13 protein-coding genes are annotated in these 16,016 nt (G+C 60.8%); 8 read left to right on the top strand and 5 right to left on the bottom strand.

Features of this window, described 5'->3' with window-relative positions; genetic code table 11:
• The coding region (locus AEYBE204_RS30970) for a proline dehydrogenase family protein (RefSeq protein WP_023462428.1) at nucleotides 1-1,469 on the bottom strand (1,469 nt) is incomplete at its 3' end.
• 116 nt (nucleotides 1,470-1,585) lie between these two features.
• Between AEYBE204_RS30970 and AEYBE204_RS30965 the strand changes: the two genes are divergently transcribed.
• Nucleotides 1,586-2,041 carry an Lrp/AsnC ligand binding domain-containing protein gene (locus AEYBE204_RS30965; protein ID WP_023462427.1) on the top strand — a complete coding sequence of 152 codons (456 nt, stop codon included), beginning with the start codon at nucleotides 1,586-1,588 and terminating at the stop codon, nucleotides 2,039-2,041.
• Between the two features lie 55 nt (nucleotides 2,042-2,096).
• Here AEYBE204_RS30965 and AEYBE204_RS30960 read toward each other — a convergent pair whose 3' ends face one another.
• Nucleotides 2,097-2,360, bottom strand: coding sequence for a GlsB/YeaQ/YmgE family stress response membrane protein (locus tag AEYBE204_RS30960; RefSeq protein ID WP_023462426.1), 264 nt, complete (start codon nucleotides 2,358-2,360; stop codon nucleotides 2,097-2,099).
• A 188-nt stretch (nucleotides 2,361-2,548) separates the two neighbouring features.
• Here AEYBE204_RS30960 and AEYBE204_RS30955 point away from each other — a divergent pair, with 188 nt between their 5' ends.
• Nucleotides 2,549-6,592, top strand: a complete 4,044-nt coding sequence (locus AEYBE204_RS30955; RefSeq protein WP_023462425.1) for an ATP-binding protein — start codon at nucleotides 2,549-2,551, stop codon at nucleotides 6,590-6,592.
• A gap of 39 nt (nucleotides 6,593-6,631) precedes the next feature.
• Nucleotides 6,632-7,144, top strand: a complete 513-nt coding sequence (locus AEYBE204_RS30950; protein WP_023462424.1) for a GNAT family N-acetyltransferase — start codon at nucleotides 6,632-6,634, stop codon at nucleotides 7,142-7,144.
• Between the two features lie 122 nt (nucleotides 7,145-7,266).
• Here the strand turns inward: AEYBE204_RS30950 and AEYBE204_RS30945 are convergent, their stop codons facing one another.
• Entirely contained in the window at nucleotides 7,267-10,401 is a 3,135-nt protein-coding gene (locus tag AEYBE204_RS30945; RefSeq protein ID WP_023462423.1) for a TonB-dependent receptor, read from the bottom strand.
• 760 nt (nucleotides 10,402-11,161) lie between these two features.
• Between AEYBE204_RS30945 and AEYBE204_RS30940 the strand changes: the two genes are divergently transcribed.
• Nucleotides 11,162-12,523: a cation:proton antiporter gene (locus AEYBE204_RS30940; RefSeq protein WP_023462422.1), complete on the top strand. Its 1,362-nt coding sequence runs from the start codon at nucleotides 11,162-11,164 to the stop codon at nucleotides 12,521-12,523.
• Here the strand turns inward: AEYBE204_RS30940 and AEYBE204_RS30935 are convergent, their stop codons facing one another.
• Entirely contained in the window at nucleotides 12,524-12,949 is a 426-nt protein-coding gene (locus tag AEYBE204_RS30935; protein WP_023462421.1) for a response regulator, read from the bottom strand.
• Nucleotides 12,950-13,169: 220 nt separating this feature from the next.
• Here AEYBE204_RS30935 and AEYBE204_RS40350 point away from each other — a divergent pair, with 220 nt between their 5' ends.
• Together AEYBE204_RS40350 and AEYBE204_RS30930 are read left to right on the top strand one after the other, a co-directional pair.
• Nucleotides 13,170-13,334: a hypothetical protein gene (locus AEYBE204_RS40350; protein ID WP_023462420.1), complete on the top strand. Its 165-nt coding sequence runs from the start codon at nucleotides 13,170-13,172 to the stop codon at nucleotides 13,332-13,334.
• Nucleotides 13,335-13,336: 2 nt separating this feature from the next.
• On the top strand, nucleotides 13,337-13,669 hold the full coding sequence (locus tag AEYBE204_RS30930; RefSeq protein ID WP_035442015.1) for a nuclear transport factor 2 family protein: 333 nt from the start codon (nucleotides 13,337-13,339) through the stop codon (nucleotides 13,667-13,669).
• Here AEYBE204_RS30930 and AEYBE204_RS30925 read toward each other — a convergent pair.
• On the bottom strand, nucleotides 13,648-13,854 hold the full coding sequence (locus tag AEYBE204_RS30925; protein ID WP_023462418.1) for a hypothetical protein: 207 nt from the start codon (nucleotides 13,852-13,854) through the stop codon (nucleotides 13,648-13,650). The two genes, AEYBE204_RS30930 and AEYBE204_RS30925, sit on opposite strands and share 22 nt — an antisense overlap.
• A 265-nt stretch (nucleotides 13,855-14,119) precedes the next feature.
• On the opposite strand from AEYBE204_RS30925, the gene AEYBE204_RS30920 reads away from it, so the two are divergent.
• Together AEYBE204_RS30920 and AEYBE204_RS30915 are read left to right on the top strand one after the other, a co-directional pair.
• Nucleotides 14,120-15,283 carry an ATP-binding protein gene (locus tag AEYBE204_RS30920; protein ID WP_023462417.1) on the top strand — a complete coding sequence of 388 codons (1,164 nt, stop codon included), beginning with the start codon at nucleotides 14,120-14,122 and terminating at the stop codon, nucleotides 15,281-15,283.
• A 20-nt stretch (nucleotides 15,284-15,303) separates the two neighbouring features.
• Nucleotides 15,304-15,726, top strand: coding sequence for a response regulator (locus tag AEYBE204_RS30915; protein ID WP_023462416.1), 423 nt, complete (start codon nucleotides 15,304-15,306; stop codon nucleotides 15,724-15,726).
• The last annotated feature ends 290 nt before the right edge of the window (nucleotides 15,727-16,016 follow it).

Genomic DNA, 16,016 nt, shown 5'->3' with positions numbered 1-16,016 from the left:
GGGCGACCGCCGACGGCGGCGATGTGCGAGGCGGGGTCTGACAAAAGCATGTCCTCATTGACGGTGGGGTCGGCCAGTTGATGGACGAAAGACGAATTGGCGCCGTTTTCGAGCAGGCGGCGCACCAGATAGGCCAGCAGTTCCTTATGCCCGCCGACGGGGGCGTAGGTGCGGCAGTGATAGCCGAGATCCTGCACCAGACGCTCGTGCAGGCCTTCGCCCATGCCATGCAGGCGCTGGAACTCGAAGTCGCGGCGCGTCCCGGCCCAGTCCATGATCGTGGCCACCGTGACGGCATTATGGCCCGCAAACGCCGGCCAGATATGCGAGGCTTCCAGCATGTCGTGCGCACAGGCCAGATACGACACGTCGGTCGCCGGTTTGCGCGTGAATAGCGGGTAATCACTGTGGCCCTCGACCTGCGACTTCTTGATTTCAGAGTCCCAGTAGGCGCCCTTGACGAGGCGGACCTTAAGCTGATGGCCGGTCTCTTTACCTATGGCCTGCGCCCAGCCGATCAGCGGACGGGCGCGTTTCCCGTAAGCCTGTGCCGCCATGCCGAGACCGTCCCAGCCCTTGAGCGCCGGATCGCGCAGTACGCCTTCGATGATATCGAGCGACATCATCAGGCGCTCGGTCTCTTCGGCGTCGATGGTCAGGTCCATATTGGCCGCTGCGGCCTGATGCGCCAGGTGTTTGATCATGGCGGTCAGTTCGGGAACGCAGGTGTCGGCGTGGCTGACTTCGTAGCGCGGATGCAGGGCCGACAGCTTGACCGAAATGGAATGACCGGCCCCTTTCGGCGAGTGCCCGACGGCGGCGATGGCGGCCTCATAGGAGGCGAAATACTTTTCCGCATCGGCAAAGGTTTTCGCCGACTCGCCCAGCATGTCGAAGGAGGCGGTGAAGCCTTTATTCTCAGGTTTGGCGGCGACGGTGAGCGCTTCGTCGATGGTGCGGCCCATGACGAAGACCTCACCCATCAGGCGCATGGCGACGGCGACGCCCTGCCGGATGACGGGCTCGCCCATGCGCGCGACAAGCTTTTTCAGCGTCCCGCCCTGTTCCGGATCGGCGACCAGCGCGCGGGTCAGGATCAGGCCGAAGGTCGCCGTATTAACCAGCTTCGATCCGGATTTCGACTTGTGGCTCAGCCAGTCGGCGTCGCTGATCTTGTCGCGGATGAGCAGGTCGGCGGTTTCGGGATCGGGGACGCGCAGATAGGCTTCGGCGAGCGACAGCAGCGCGATCCCTTCCTGCGTATTGAGGCGGTATTCCTGAAGGAAACGATTGACCCAGCCGGTCGACTGCGCGGCCTTGAGGTCTTTCAGGATCAGGCGGGCCTCGGCGCGGACGCGTTCGCGCGCCGCGAGGTCGAGGGTCGCCGTCGGCAGCAGTCCGGCCAGCACCTCGGCCTCCGGCGCACGATAGAGGGCAGACATGGTGGCGCGGGCGTCGGCGGGGCTCATATGGTGTCTCCTGAAACTTGTCTCAGTATGCCCGGTATTTTGAAAATGTCCTTGGTAATTTGACGAGAATAGGCGAAGGATATTTGCCTGAATTGGAATTTTGACGATAAATTATCATGCTCGACGATATCGACCGCAAACTACTCCGCCTGCTACAAAAGGACGGGCGGATGACCAATCAGGCTTTGGCGGACGCCGTCAGTGTCTCGCCCGCCGCCTGTTTCGACCGGGTCAAACGCCTCAAGGCCAATGGCTATATTCTGGGGACGATGGCCGTGCTCGATCCGGTCAAGCTTGATCGGGCCCTGCTGATTTTTGTCGAGGTGGTGCTGGACCGGACGACCGAAGACGTGTTCGAAGCCTTCGGCCGGGCGGTGACGCGACAACCGGAAATCCTCGAATGCCATATGGTCGCGGGCGGGTTCGACTACCTGATCAAGGCGCGGGTCAAGGACATGGCGGCCTATCGGCAGTTCCTCGGCGACGCGCTGGTGTCGCTGCCCGGTGTACGCGAAACCCGGACCTATGCGGTGCTGGAAGAGGTCAAGAGCACGCTGGCCCTGCCGGTTTAAACACGGCAAAAAGGGCGCGGATCGCTCCGCGCCCTGATGGTCAGTATCGGAAACCTTATGAATGCTTGCGGCCGCGGAACATGCGGCTCAGCGCGATCAGCAGGCAGGCACCGATGGTACCGGCGATGAGATAGCCGAACCAGCCGCCGAACGACACGCCGATGACCGAGAACAGAGCCGAGGCCAGGGCGGCACCGATAACGCCGAGGATGATGTTCATGAACAGGCCCTGTTCCGACTTCATCAGTTGTTCGGCGATCCAGCCGGCGAACGCACCGACGATGAGGGCGGCCAGCCAGCCGATTTGATTTTCCTGCATGGTATGAAACTCCGTATTACATGTAATATAAAACCGGAGATCAGGATGCCGTGCCGCCCATAAGGTTAAAATGGGCAGAATCTCAATGTTGATAAGGAAGGCGCAAAAGCCCGAAAAGCCCATCGCTTCTTTATGAGATTTTGATGAGGGTGGACGGTATAAATTCCGTTTTTTTCAGGCCCGACCCTATGGACCACGCGACCCTTTCCGTTGATTTCCTGCGCGGTAAGGGGGAACTGGCGTCGCTGATGCGCGCCTTCGACTGGTCGCAGACCGCCATCGGTCCGGCGCACCGCTGGCCGCAGAGCCTGAAAACGGCCGTGGGCATCATGCTCACCTCGCGCCAGCCGATCTGGATCGGTTGGGGGCCCGATCTGATCTACCTCTATAACGACGCCTATAAGTCGATCATCGGTGGCAAGCATCCTCAGGCTCTGGGTAAACCGACGCGTGAGGTATGGCCGGAAATCTGGGACTATATGACGCCGTTGCTGAGCGAAGCTCTGACCGGCGACGAAGGGACCTATGTCGAGTCGCAGCTTCTGATCATGGAGCGCAACGGCTATCCGGAAGAGACCTACTATACCTTTTCCTACAGCCCGATCCCCGATGACACGGGCGGGGTCGGCGGCATGATCTGCGCCAATACGGACGATACCCAGCGCGTCGTCGGCGAGCGGCAACTGGCATTTCTAACCCGTCTGTCGGCGCGGACCGGCACGGCGCGAACGGTGAAAGAGGTCTATGACGGCACGATGTCGGCCGTGGTTGAAAATGGCCGCGACCTGCCGTTCGCCCTGCTTTACGAAGCCCGGCCTGAGGGTTTCGCGCTGGTGGCGCATAGTGGCATCGTGCACAATCATCCGTCGCTAAGCCCTCATACATGGCCGCTAGAGGCTGTGTTGCGCGATCAGGCCGAACAGGTGGTGGATATTTCGCGATTGGCCGATCTGCCGACCGGCGCGTGGACCCGCCCGCCCGTGCAGGCCGTGATCCTGCCGGTGGCCGGAAGTGGCGATGCCCCGGGCGGTGTGTGGGTTGTCGGGCTTAATCCGTTCCGCCTGTATGATGACGGTTACCGCAACTTCCTGCATCTGGCCGCCGGTCAGATCGGCGCCGCCCTGACCAATGTCCACACGTTGGAGGCCGAGCGCCGCCGTGCCGAGGCTCTGGCCGAACTCGATCGCGCCAAGACGACCTTCTTCTCGAACATCAGCCATGAGTTCCGCACCCCTCTGACCCTGCTGCTGGGACCGGTCGAGGACGCGCTGAACGACGCCGGCACCATCCCCGCCAATCGCGTCCGCATGGCGGTCGCCCATCGCAACGCCCTGCGCCTGCTCAAGCTGGTCAATAATCTGCTCGACTTCGCCCGTATCGAGGCCGGACGCGTCGATGCGGCCTTCGTGGCGACCGATATCGGCGCTTTCACCGCCGAACTGGCCTCAGGCTTCCGTTCGGTGATGGAGACGGTGGGGCTGGACTTCGTTATCGACAGCCCGTCCCTTGCGCAGACGGCCTATATCGACCGCGACATGTGGGAAAAGATCGTTCTCAACCTCCTGTCCAATGCCTTCAAATATACGCTGGAGGGACGGGTCGAGCTGTCGCTGCATCAGGACGGCGAGCGGGCGGTCCTAAGCGTGCGCGATACCGGCGTCGGCATGGCCGAAAGCGAACTGCCGCATATCTTCGAACGCTTTCATCGCGTGGACGGCGCGGCGGGCCGCACGCACGAAGGCAGCGGTATCGGTCTGGCCCTGGTGCAGGAACTGGTGGGATTGCATGGCGGCAAGGTGGCCGTCGAGAGCCGTCCGGGCGACGGCAGCGTCTTTACAGTCAGTCTGCCGCTGGGCCGCGGGCATCTGTCCGATGCGCAGATCGGCTCAGCGCCTGAACGCGAGACCCGGCGCGAAACCTATATCGACGAAGCCCTTGTCACGGCCCCAGCCGACACATCACAGGAACCGGGGGCGACGGGTGCGCGCATCGTGCTGGCCGACGACAATGCCGACATGCGCGGCTATATCGAGCGTCTGTTGTCGGATCAGCACGCGGTCGAGGCCGTCGGCGACGGTGAGGCGGCGTGGGCCGCCATCCGCCGTGATCCGCCCGCCCTGGTCCTGACCGACGTCATGATGCCGCGTCTGGACGGTTTCGGACTTCTGGCACGGCTGCGCGCCGACGAGGCGACGCGACATATACCGGTCATCATGCTGTCGGCGCGCGCGGGCGAGGAGGCCCGCGTCGAGGGCCTCGATGCCGGGGTCGACGAGTATCTGATCAAGCCGTTCAGTGCGCGCGAACTGCTGGCGCGCGTCAATTCGCAGCTCAAGATGGTCGCTTTGAGACAGGAGGGCGCAGCGCGGGTCACGCGGGTGCTGGAAAGTCTCGAAGACGGTGTGGTCGTGCTGCAAGGCGACTGGCGCGTCACCTATCTCAATCAGGCGGCAAAGACGACCTTCACCGAGGAAGGGCTCGATCCGCAGGGCGTGGAGGGCCGCAGCTACTGGGACGCCTTCGGCGACGTGCGCGGTACCATGATCGGCGACCGCCTCGAAGCCACCATGTACCGGCGCACGACCGAGGTCTTCGAAGCCTTCTATCCGCGCTGGTCGCGCTGGTTCAATGTCCGGGTCTTTCCGGTCGAGGACGGCGGCCTGACCATCTATTTTCAGGAAATCACCGATCAGAAGGCCTCGGATGCGGCGCTACGCGATTCGGAAGAACGCTGGCGCGGCCTGACCGAGGCCATGCCGCAACTGGTGTGGATGACCGAGGCCGACGGCGCCTGCGTCTTCCTCAATCAGCAATGGAGCGCCTATACGGGTCGATCGATCGACGATCTGCTGGGTTACGACTGGCTCGACAGCCTGCATCCGGAGGACCGGCCGCGCACCGAGTCGGCGTGGGCGCAGGCGGTGGCGACGGAAAACCGCTTCGATACCGAATTCCGCGTGCGCCGGTTCGACGGCGGCTATCGCTGGTTCAAGACGCGCGGCGTGCCGGTGCGCGACGAAGCGGGCGCGGTCCGCTTGTGGTACGGCACCTGTACCGACATTCAGGACGCCGTCGAGGCGCGCGAAACCGCCGAAAGCGCCAACCGCGCCAAGTCGGAGTTCCTGGCCAATATGAGCCACGAAATCCGCACGCCGCTCAATGCCATCGTCGGCCTGACCGCGATCATGCTTCAGTACCGCACCGACCCGGACCGGCAGGCGAAATACCTGCTGACCATGAAGGACTCCGCCGAAGCCCTGATGGAGCTGATTAACGACGTGCTGGACTTCGCCAAGATCGAGGCCGACCGTCTGGAGCTCTATTACGGCGACTGCCACCTGCATCAGGTGCTGACGGAGTGCGTCAGCGTCATGTCGGTCAAGGCGCACGAAAAGGGGCTGGAGGTCGGTTTGCGCGACGATCTCGATCCCGATCTTGTCTTCCATGCCGACGGGCTGCGTATCCGTCAGATCGTCACCAACCTGTTGTCGAACGCGGTGAAATTTACCGCCGAAGGCCATATCGACCTGCATCTGAGCGGGGCGGCGCAGGCGGATGGCGCGATGCGCGTGCTCATCACGGTGCGCGACACAGGCATCGGCATCGCCCCGGACAAGATCGAGCACATCTTCGACAAGTTCACGCAGGAGGATTCCTCGATCACGCGCAAGTTCGGCGGCACCGGTCTGGGGTTGGCCATTTCGCGCAAGCTGGCCGAGGCGATGGGCGGGCAGATCCATGTCGAAAGCGTGGTGGGCGAGGGGGCGCAGTTCACGCTCGAACTACCGCTGCGACCGGCACTGTCACCGTGCGCCGATCCTCCGCTCTGTGCGACCGATAATGGCGACTGCGTGCGCAAGGCCCGCATCCTGCTGGTCGAGGATTACCCGCCCAATGTGCTGGTGGCCACGACCCTGCTCGGTAGTCTGGGCTATGCCGTCGACGTCGCCGAAAACGGCGAGGCGGCGGTGGCCAAATGGCAGGACGGCGGCTACGATTTGATCCTGATGGATATTCAGATGCCCGGCATCGACGGCTTCGAAGCGACGCGCCGCATTCGTCAGCACGAGGCCGAACAGGACCGTCCACGCGTGCCGATCATCGCCATGACCGCCCACGCCCTGCATGGCTACCGCGAAAAATGCCTGACGGCGGACATGGACGACTATATCGCCAAGCCGTTCAGCCTTGAGGATCTGAAAACGAAACTCAACGAGGCCCTCGCGGCCTGACGGGCTTGCCGGAGGGCGCGCGTCGGATATGATGCCCGGATGGATACGCCTTTTACCCTCCGACCTCTGGGCCATGCCGACCTCGATGCCCTGAGCGACCTGATCGTCGCGGTCGTGGCCAGTGGCGGCTCGATCAGCTTCATGCACCCCTTGCCGCTCACCGAGGCCGAGGCCTTCTGGCGCGGGTCTTTGTCGGCGGCAGAGCGTGGTGAGCGGGTGATTTTCGGCGCGTTCGATAGCGCGCGACTGATCTCGACGGTGACGCTGGCCCTCGCGCAGGAGCCCAATCAGCCGCACCGCGCCGATATTGCCAAGATGATGACCCATCCGGACGATCGCGGACGCGGGGCGGCGACCGCCGTTCTGCGCGCGGCTGAGGATGAGGCGCGAGCGCACGGACGCTGGCTGCTGGTGCTCGATACCGCCGAGGACGAAGGCGCGGCGGGGATGTACGAGAAACTCGGCTATACTCTGACCGGCCTGATCCCTGATTTTGCCTTGAAGCCGCACGGCGGCCTGACCGGGACGCTGGTCTACTGGAAGAAGTTATAAGGTCGCGCATCCTTATCCCAAAACCGCTGCACACTTTTGGGGATGCGCTCAAAAAAAACGCCGCTTGTGGAAACAGGCGGCGTAAGTTTCAGGGAGGAACGGGTAACGATGTGCCGGATGGCTTAGCGCTTGATGGTGAAACCGGCGAAGAAGCGGCGGCCGAAGTAACCCAGCTCCGTCAGGCGCGTACCCCCGGCGGTGGTGAGTTCTTCTTCCTTGGTCAGGTTCTTGCCTTCGACGAACAGCGACAGACCGTTGGCGCCCTTCGGCTTCCAGGTGACCTTGCCGTCCAGATAGCCGGTCGGGTCCCGGTACAGTGGCTGACCGTAGCTGTCGGCGGCGCTGACCAGCCACTTCGAGCGGTAGTTATAGGCCAGACGGGCATTGATCTGACCCTTGTCGTACCACAGGGTCGCGTTGTAGCTGTCCGACGACAGGCCGGGGAAGGGCAGGGGTGAATTGTCGATCTGGCTATACAGGCCGACGTCCTTGGCTTCCTGATAGGTGTAGTTGACATCGGCACCGAAGCCCGACAGCGCTTCCGGCAGGAAGGTGAAGGCGGTCTTGGCCGTCAGTTCGATACCCGAAATCTTGGCACCGTCGCCGTTGATATAGGTCTGGACGTAGTATTCCGTGCCGTCGCCGAAGTAATCGACCTTGCCGATGCTGACGCGCGACGAGACGTAGAACTGCTTGATGTCCTTGTAGAAGAACCCGGCGGTCACCTGGGTGTCGCGGTTCGGGTACCATTCGAACGACAGGTCGTACTGATCGGCGCGGTAGGGCTTGAGCGCCGGGTTGCCGCCGACGCAGCTGTCGGCGTCGTCTTCGGCGGTGCCGTCATTGGTGTAGTTGATGGTGCAGGTCACCGACGGCATCAGGTAGCTGACCAGAGGCCGCGCCATCAGCTTGGCGAAACCGGCGCGGGCCGACAGCTCGTTCGGGATGAACCAGACGCCGATATTGAAGCTCGGCAGATAGACCGTGTAGTCCTTGGTCATCGAGGTCTGCGAGTTGCCGACGACATAGGTCGTGGCGACATTGGACGCGTTATAGCGGATTTCCTGACGCGTGATGGTGCCCGAAGCCGTGGTTTCGGTGTGGACGCGGCGGACGCCGAAATTGCCGCTGACATCCCAGCCATTGAACGGGAAGGCATAGTTGGCCTTCAGGTACTGGGCCTCGGTGGTTTCCTCGACCTGATACGGGATCTGCGAATAGGTCTTGCCGTCGTTGCCGGTGGTGGTTTCCAGATTGTCGAGGTTGAAGTGCGAGGTATCGAGATACTGCGCGACCTTGTTGAAATCCGGATAGAGCCAGTTGGTGGCGATCGAGCCGCCGCCGAAATAGAAGTCCGACGGCAGGGCCGTCATGGCGTTATTGAAGACGCTGCTGGAGAAGGACTTCGACCAGGTTTCGGTCGAGGACCAGTAGCCGGTCTGATAGGCGGCAGCCGCAGCGGCGGCGGCGGTCTGATCGGCCGTCTGGGTCGCCGACACCGTGGCGGTCGAGTTGACGGCGTTGGTGTAGATGACCGTATCGTCGGTCGCCGAGGTCAGGTCGCTGCCGGCATTGAGCAGGAAGCCGCCGTAGCCGAAGCCGCCGGTTTCATACTTGGTGGCGCGGGCGCCCCATTCCAGCTTGTTGAGGACCGGGAACTTGGTCTCGTAATCGAAGTCGAGCTTGTACTGCTGTTCCTTCGAATGGGCGCTCGAAGGACGGTACTGGATCTGCCACTGGCTGACCGCCGAGGCGTCGTTCGGGGTGTATCCCGTCGGGAAGGTGAAGGTCGGCGCGCCGCGCGAATCGAGTTTCACGACCAGGCCGGGGACGTTGTAGCTGACGCTGACATTGTTGGTCTGGGTCAGGACGTCGGATTCGGAGTTGGAGCCCTGGAACTCGACCTGAAGCGTATCGCCCTTATAGTTGGCGCCGTAGCTGATATAGTCGCTCTTGGTCGTTTGCGAGAAGTCGCGGGCGCTGACGCTGAAGGCATTGGAGCCGCCGCGGCCCGTCGTCGCCAGACAGTTGCCGACGGTATATTGCACGACATTGTGGTTGGCATCGACGACCGTCGAACCGGAAGGAATAGCGGATGAACACGCGGCGTTCGTGGCCGAGGTGACGTTATACAGACGCGTGGTCGAGGTGAAGTCGGTGCCGTAGTTGATATCGTTGAGGGTCTGGTCGCGGGTGTTGCGGTTATAGCTGACGAAGGCGTCGAAGCGATCGTTGAAACGGTACTGCGCCGTGAATTCCGCCGACATGCGCTTGTCGTTGCGGGTCCAGACGCCGTAGCGCGCCACGCGCGGGCTGTAGTCGTACCACTGCGACAGGCAGTTGTTGCGCTGGGTTCCGGCGGCATAGGCCGTATTACACCCGGCCTGGGTCGTGATCGCGTTATAGGCCGCGATATTGGCCGCCGTGTCGGTGGACGAGAAATAGGCCGAGGTCTTTTCCGCTGAATTGTCGAAGTCGGCCAGACGTACCCAAGCCGTATTGCGCAGATAGTCGCCGCGTGTATCGACATTGTCGAAGGTCACATTGCCCATGATCCCCAGCTTGCCGTCCATCAGCTTGGTGGCGCCGAAAAAGTTGGTGCGCGGCTTCCAGCCCTTTGCCGTGTCGAGGTTTTGCAGCGAGCCGGTGACCGAGAAGGTGGGCTTTTTGAAGTCGAGCGGCTTGCGCGTCTTGACGCTGACCGTGCCGCCGACGCCGCCTTCGGTCATGTCGGCGGTGAAGCCCTTGAAGACGTCGATCGACTGCACCAGTTCGGAGGCCAGTTCGCGGAAGTCGTTGGACCGCCCGCCGCCGCCATAGACGCTGATATTGCCGGCGGTCGACAGCGTGCTCATACCGTTGATTTCGATGCGGTTGAGATCGGGCTCGACGCCGCGGATCGAGACGCCGGAACCTTCGCCGAAGTCGCGGGCCAGTTGCACGCCGGTGACGCGGCCAAGCGCCTCGCCCACGTTCTTGTCGGGGAACTGGCCGATGTCTTCGGCGACGATCGAGTCCGACACCGTGCCGCTACGCTTCTTGCGGTTGATCGCCGATTGCTGCGACGAGCGCGTGCCGGTGACGACGACGGTCTGAATGTCTTCACTGGCCGGCGCGGCGGCGGGGGCGGTCGTCTGGGCAATGGCCGCGCCGGAGGTGGCGATCAGCGCGAGGGCCGCCAGAATAGCGGACGCGGCGGTGCCGTGTTTGAGACGCGCCGTGAATGGTGTGTAGGCGGGGGCCGTTGTGGATTGCATATCCCGTAACTCCTGAGCGAACTTCGTGATGCGGCGCTTCCGGCTCGATACATTCGCAGGGAATGCTCCGGTTTTTGTAACGCCGGCTGAGGCCTGAGACGGTGTGGTGCAGTCCTATCGACCGCTGTGCGCTGCCCCCCGCGGAAGCGTCAGCCGGTGTCGTTTCAGTTTGCCACGCGAAAAGCCGTTTACGGCCCTCCTCGGTGTTTCGCACTCCCGTATTGCGTTCCCAATAGGGCGCAATAATCATTTATCAGCGTCATAAGCATTTATGATCACAAACGATCAGTCAAGTGATCTTATGTAAATACCGTCGTTATGGTCAAAAATTCTTCACTTGATCGTCAAAATAGATGGAAAAGACACGATATTTTTCAAATTTGTATGAGTTTTTAGGATATAATGGCGTAATTGCGGTTTATTTTTAAAAACAGAATCTTGAATTTTGTCTTGTAAAAAATCTTACTGCACGAAATACTGAAATACGTACTGAAATATAGAAATCACAATTCAAACACAATTGAAAATGCGACTGTTATTTTGACGTATTTGTAAAAAGGTTTCCAAAACAACTTTTTTACAAATAAAAATATGACCATTATGTCAAATTCAATCAACTAAGAGCGTGACGTGAAGTATGACGCAACTTCTGATCGGTGCCGCAGGGATGTGGTTGACAGCGCTATCAATCGGGTGTGTTGTTCGTCGAAACACGTGTCGCCATGTAACGAGCGGCATGACTCAGGGTAGTTGAATTCATATGACCGCTGTCTCACCCGACATCGTGGCCCATACGTGGGAAACCATCGCCACGGTTCTGTCGCCGCATGGGCCGAACGGCACCTACAATGCGAGCGATTTCAGTATCCATTTCTTCCTTCAGCTCGCCGTCATTATCCTGACCTGTCGCGTTGTCGGGTGGCTGGGTCAAAAGTTTCTCGGTCAGCCTCAGGTCGTGGGCGAAATGATCGCCGGGGTCATTTTAGGCCCCTCGCTTCTGGGTCTGCTGTTCCCGGACTTTCAGGCGGCCATCTTCCCCAAGGAGACCAAGAACGTCCTCTATGTCGGCGCGCAGTTCGGCGTCGGGCTTTATATGTTTCTGGTCGGCTGTTCGTTCCGCGGCGATCACTTCGCCAAGAAGGGCAAGAGCGCTTTTGCGGTCTCCTTGTCGGGCATCGCCGCGCCCTTCCTGCTGGCGGTGCTGATCACGCCGTGGCTGATGACCATACCCGGCCTGTTCGCCGAAGGTATTTCGCGGTTCAACGCCACGCTGTTCATGGGGGCCTGTATCGCCCTGACGGCGTTCCCCATGCTGGCGCGCATCATCAATGAGCGCGGTCTGGCCAATTCTTCGCTGGGTACGCTCTCGCTTACCGCCGGGGCTTTCGATGACGCCGTGTCGTGGTGCGTGCTGGCCGTGGTGCTGGCGACCTTCGGTGGCGGGCCGGGTATCGCCGTGCTGGCCATCGGCGGCGGTGTATTGTGGGCGCTGTTCGTCGTCTTCATAGGCCGTCGGCTGCTGGCACCGCTGGGGCGGGCGGTCGAGGCGCGCGGCGAGATGAGCTATACCGTTCTGGCCATTACCCTGATCTGCTTCTGCACCTCGGCCTTCGTGATGGACGTCGTCGGCATCCATGCCATCTTCGGCGGCTTCATTCTCGGTACGGCCATGCCGCGCGGCAAGTTCGTGCAGGAACTGAAGCAGAAGGTCGAGCCGCTGGCGGTCATCATGCTGCTGCCGATGTTCTTTACCTATTCTGGCCTCAATACCCGCCTCGACATGGTCAATTCGCTGTCGCTGCTGCTGGTGGCCCTGGCCATTCTGGCGGTGTCGGTGCTGGCCAAGTTCGGCGCCTGTTATGCCGCCGCGCGCATCTCCGGCGAAGACAACCGCACGGCGCTCGGTATCGGTGCCCTGATGAATTCGCGCGGCCTGATGGAGCTGATCATCATCAATATCGGCCTGCAAAAGGGCATTATAGGTCCGGCCCTGTTCTCGATGCTGGTCCTGATGGCCATCGTCACGACGGTCATGGCCTCGCCGGTCTTCGAAATGGTCTATGGCCGCAAGGCGCGCGAAAGCGGCGAGCTGGGGGCGGTGCCCGACAACGCCGCCAGTTGATCAGCGGGCTGTCGGCAGGCTGCGGAACAGAGACAGCATGTCCTCCAGCACCTCGAAATTGACGGGTTTGACCAGATGCAGGTCGAACCCGGCCTCCGCCGTGCGCTGACGCATCTTGCTGTCGCCCCAGCCGGTCTGGGCGATGATCTTGACGTGGGCGGTGTTCGGATCGGCGCGCAGGGCCGCGCAGACCTCAAGCCCGTCCATGCCCGGCATACCGATATCGAGCAAAACGATGTCTGGATGAAATTCGCGCGCCAGATCCAGCGCACTGCGCCCGTCGTGACAGGCGCGCACCTCGTCGCCCCACGACTCCACCGCCCACATCAGGGTCAGGGCCGAGGCTTCGTTATCGTCCACGACAAGCACACGCAGCGCACCGGGTTTGCGATCGTTATCCGTCGACCGTTCTTTATAATCGATCATAACTAAACTCTTGAAAATACTGGTAGAGAGAGCCCCAAGCCCGGCCCGGGCAGGCATCTTTCCGGAGCGCGGTTCATTTGCCGGACGCGGCGTAAAAAATCAGTATGGAGTCTTCAGCGTAGGCGTTTACCGCCATTTCACCGACGGACGGCGGCTTCGAATGTCGCCCTGACCTGTGGCGGGTATAGGGTCTAAATCTGTTACGAATGAGGAAAATATCATGCCCCGCGAACGTCAGATTAATGCCAACGACCTCGATCGCGCCGAAGCGTTGCAGGACAAACTGCGCGAGAACCTCGGCGATAGCCCGTCGCAGATCCGCACGCCCGAAGAGGCGCGCAAGTCGGCGCTGATCGACAAGATGAATCGAGACGCGGGTTATTAGCCGTGAGTGGAGAAACCGAACTGGTCCGGCGCTATCTGCGCCTTTACCGTGAGAGAGATCGTGAAACCTGCGCGGGCTTGCTCACCGAGCGCTTTACCTTCACCAGCCCCAACGACGACCATATAGACAAGGCGGCCTATTTCGAGCGCTGCTGGCCACCGGGAGACACGGTAAAGCGGTTTGAGGTTACCCATATCGCCGTCACCGGCACAGTTGTCTTCGTGCGCTACCTGGCAAAATGGCCGGATCAGCCGGCCTTCCATAATGTCGAGCGTTTCAGCATCTACAACGACAGGATCGCCGCGATCCAGGTTTATTTCGGCGCGGCGGCCTGATCGTGGCTTATGACCGCTTTTGTGGCCTTCAGACGCTCGGCCTCGCTTAAGGGTGTGTTCGCGCCCGGTTTCACAGCGTTTTCGTCGGTGCCTTCGGGCGGGAAGGGGTCGGCACCGTCCTTTTTCTTCTGGTCTTCGGCGGTGCGGCTGACGTCTTCGGCGTCGGGATCGGGCGTGTCGGTCATGGAAAGCTCCTTCTAAGCCTCAAGATGAGCGCTTCCGGATAAGGTGAAAATGGGTGTCCCGGTCTCCGCTGTCAGGATGGCGCAAGGCACGGTACCTGCTAACTGAAATGTGATTTCTATGAAAAATTGTATCGCGCCATATATTGGCCTAGGCTGACGCACGAAACGGGGCTGTATTGATTCCGGAGGCAGATATGACCGCAAAGCCGCGAGGCTTATTCAACGGGCGTCATCATGCTACCGCCATCCGTCAGCGGGTGTGCGCATGAGCCTGTTTGCGCCTCTGGCGACCGGTCGTACCCTGCCCGTCGCGGAGCGGCGCGGTGAGGCGAAGCCGAATATCCTGATCGTCGATGACCGTTGGCAGAACCTGCTGGCGACCGAAGCCCTGCTCAAACCGCTGGGGGCCGACATCACGACCGCCGAATCGGGGGAGGCCGCCCTCGATCTGGTGCTGGAGCGCGAATTCGCCATCGTCCTGCTCGACGTGCAGATGCCCGGCATGGACGGCTTCGAGACCGCGCGCCTGATGAAGACGCGGCCTTCGATGCAGGGCGTACCGATCATCTTCGTCACGGCCATATCCAAGGAAGACCACTTCGCCACCGAGGCGGCGGCCATTGGCGCGGTCGACTATATCTTCAAGCCGATCAATCCCGACATCCTAAAGTCCAAGGTCAGCGTCTATCTCGATCTCTATCTTCAGCGGCAGGAAATTCTTCAACTGAATACGACGCTCCGCCAATCGAACGAGGAGCTGGAACGATTCGCCTATGTCTGCTCGCACGATATGAAAGAGCCCGTGCGGATGATGAACATCTATGCGGGGTTTCTGGCCGAAGACGCCGGTGATCAGCTCGACGAAGACGGCCGGCGTTATCTGCAATATATCCGCGACAATGCCGTGCGCCTGAATAAGATGATCGGCGATATCCTGACCTTCTCCCGCGTCGGGCGCGAGGATATCCAGATCGAGGCCGTCGACTGCCAGCAGATTTTCGAGGAGGTCCGTGCCGAGTTCGCCGAGACCATCGGCTTCCGCAAGGCCAGGGTGACATCGGGGGGGCTGCCGACCATGCATACCTCGCCGACCCTGATCCGGGTGTTGCTGCAAAATCTGATCGGCAATGCCCTCAAATTTCAGGACGGGCGCCGGCAACCCGAAATCCATGTCTCGGCGCATCATGACGGCGCCTTCTGCCGTTTCGATGTGAAGGACAACGGTATCGGCATCGATCCCGCCTATGCCGATCGCATCTTCATGATCTTCAAGCGCTTGCATAGCGAGGACGAATATCCGGGCACCGGCATCGGCCTGTCGACCTGCCGCAAATTCGTCAGGCTCTATGGCGGCGACATTACCTTCAGCTCGGTGCCGGGCGAGGGCAGCACGTTCAGTTTCACCTTGCCAGACAAGAAAGTCGCATAAACACAATGATAGGAGGGTTGATGACGCTGGAGATTCTGCTGGTCGAGGATAATGAGGGCGATGTCGAGATGACGCGCCGGGCCTTGAAGCGTGCCGAGCCGCCCTGCCGCGTGTCGGTCGCCAATAACGGACAGCAGGCTCTGGAGTTTCTTAAAAAGGAAGGCCGCTTCGAAGACGTGCCGACCCCGCAGCTTATACTGCTCGATATCAACATGCCGCGTATGGACGGCAAGATGTTCCTGAGCCACGTCAAGGCGCTGCCCGACTTCAAGGCGATCCCCGTCGTCATGTTCACCTCATCGGAATCGCCCGCCGATATCCGCGAATGCTATGAGCGTTTCGCCAGTGCCTATGTCGTGAAACCCTTCGACGGTCAGAAATATGCCGAAGCCGTGCGTCAGGTCGTGCGCTTCTGGGGCGAAACCGGGCAATTACCGGCGTGAAACGCGATATTCGCGTGTCCGTGGATAAATTAAAAATAACTAAAATTAGCGCTTGCGGAGTCCCGGTCGGTTTGTCTATAAGCCGCTTCCTCGGACGGACACAACGTCTGGCGGGGCGGCGGATCGGAAAGATCGGCAGCTCAGGTCGGAAAGCGTATCGGTTCGGTCATCCTTTTAAATTGGCCTGAATAGGCTGGCTCTTAACTGAGTTAGCCTGGGTTAGATTTTTGCTTTTTTCTTCCGGTTTATCTGGTTGGGGATAGTTTAAAAGAAAGAGTTGACAGGGTTTA

It is taken from the genome of Asticcacaulis sp. YBE204 (assembly GCF_000495855.1).
Taxonomy (GTDB): Bacteria; Pseudomonadota; Alphaproteobacteria; order Caulobacterales; family Caulobacteraceae; genus Asticcacaulis.
This window is presented reverse-complemented; position numbering and strand designations above follow the sequence as displayed.

Excerpts from the sequence above, each read along its gene's own strand:
- AEYBE204_RS40350 (WP_023462420.1), top strand. The coding sequence starts at position 13,170 with ATGCCCCGCGAACGTCAGATTAATGCCAACGACCTCGATCGCGCCGAA.
- AEYBE204_RS30950 (WP_023462424.1), top strand. The coding sequence starts at position 6,632 with ATGGATACGCCTTTTACCCTCCGACCTCTGGGCCATGCCGACCTCGAT.
- AEYBE204_RS30960 (WP_023462426.1), bottom strand. The coding sequence starts at position 2,360 with ATGCAGGAAAATCAAATCGGCTGGCTGGCCGCCCTCATCGTCGGTGCG.
- AEYBE204_RS30925 (WP_023462418.1), bottom strand. The coding sequence starts at position 13,854 with ATGACCGACACGCCCGATCCCGACGCCGAAGACGTCAGCCGCACCGCC.
- AEYBE204_RS30940 (WP_023462422.1), top strand. The coding sequence starts at position 11,162 with ATGACCGCTGTCTCACCCGACATCGTGGCCCATACGTGGGAAACCATC.
- AEYBE204_RS30955 (WP_023462425.1), top strand. The coding sequence starts at position 2,549 with ATGGACCACGCGACCCTTTCCGTTGATTTCCTGCGCGGTAAGGGGGAA.
- AEYBE204_RS30935 (WP_023462421.1), bottom strand. The coding sequence starts at position 12,949 with ATGATCGATTATAAAGAACGGTCGACGGATAACGATCGCAAACCCGGT.
- AEYBE204_RS30915 (WP_023462416.1), top strand. The coding sequence starts at position 15,304 with ATGACGCTGGAGATTCTGCTGGTCGAGGATAATGAGGGCGATGTCGAG.
- AEYBE204_RS30945 (WP_023462423.1), bottom strand. The coding sequence starts at position 10,401 with ATGCAATCCACAACGGCCCCCGCCTACACACCATTCACGGCGCGTCTC.
- AEYBE204_RS30965 (WP_023462427.1), top strand. The coding sequence starts at position 1,586 with ATGCTCGACGATATCGACCGCAAACTACTCCGCCTGCTACAAAAGGAC.
- AEYBE204_RS30920 (WP_023462417.1), top strand. The coding sequence starts at position 14,120 with ATGAGCCTGTTTGCGCCTCTGGCGACCGGTCGTACCCTGCCCGTCGCG.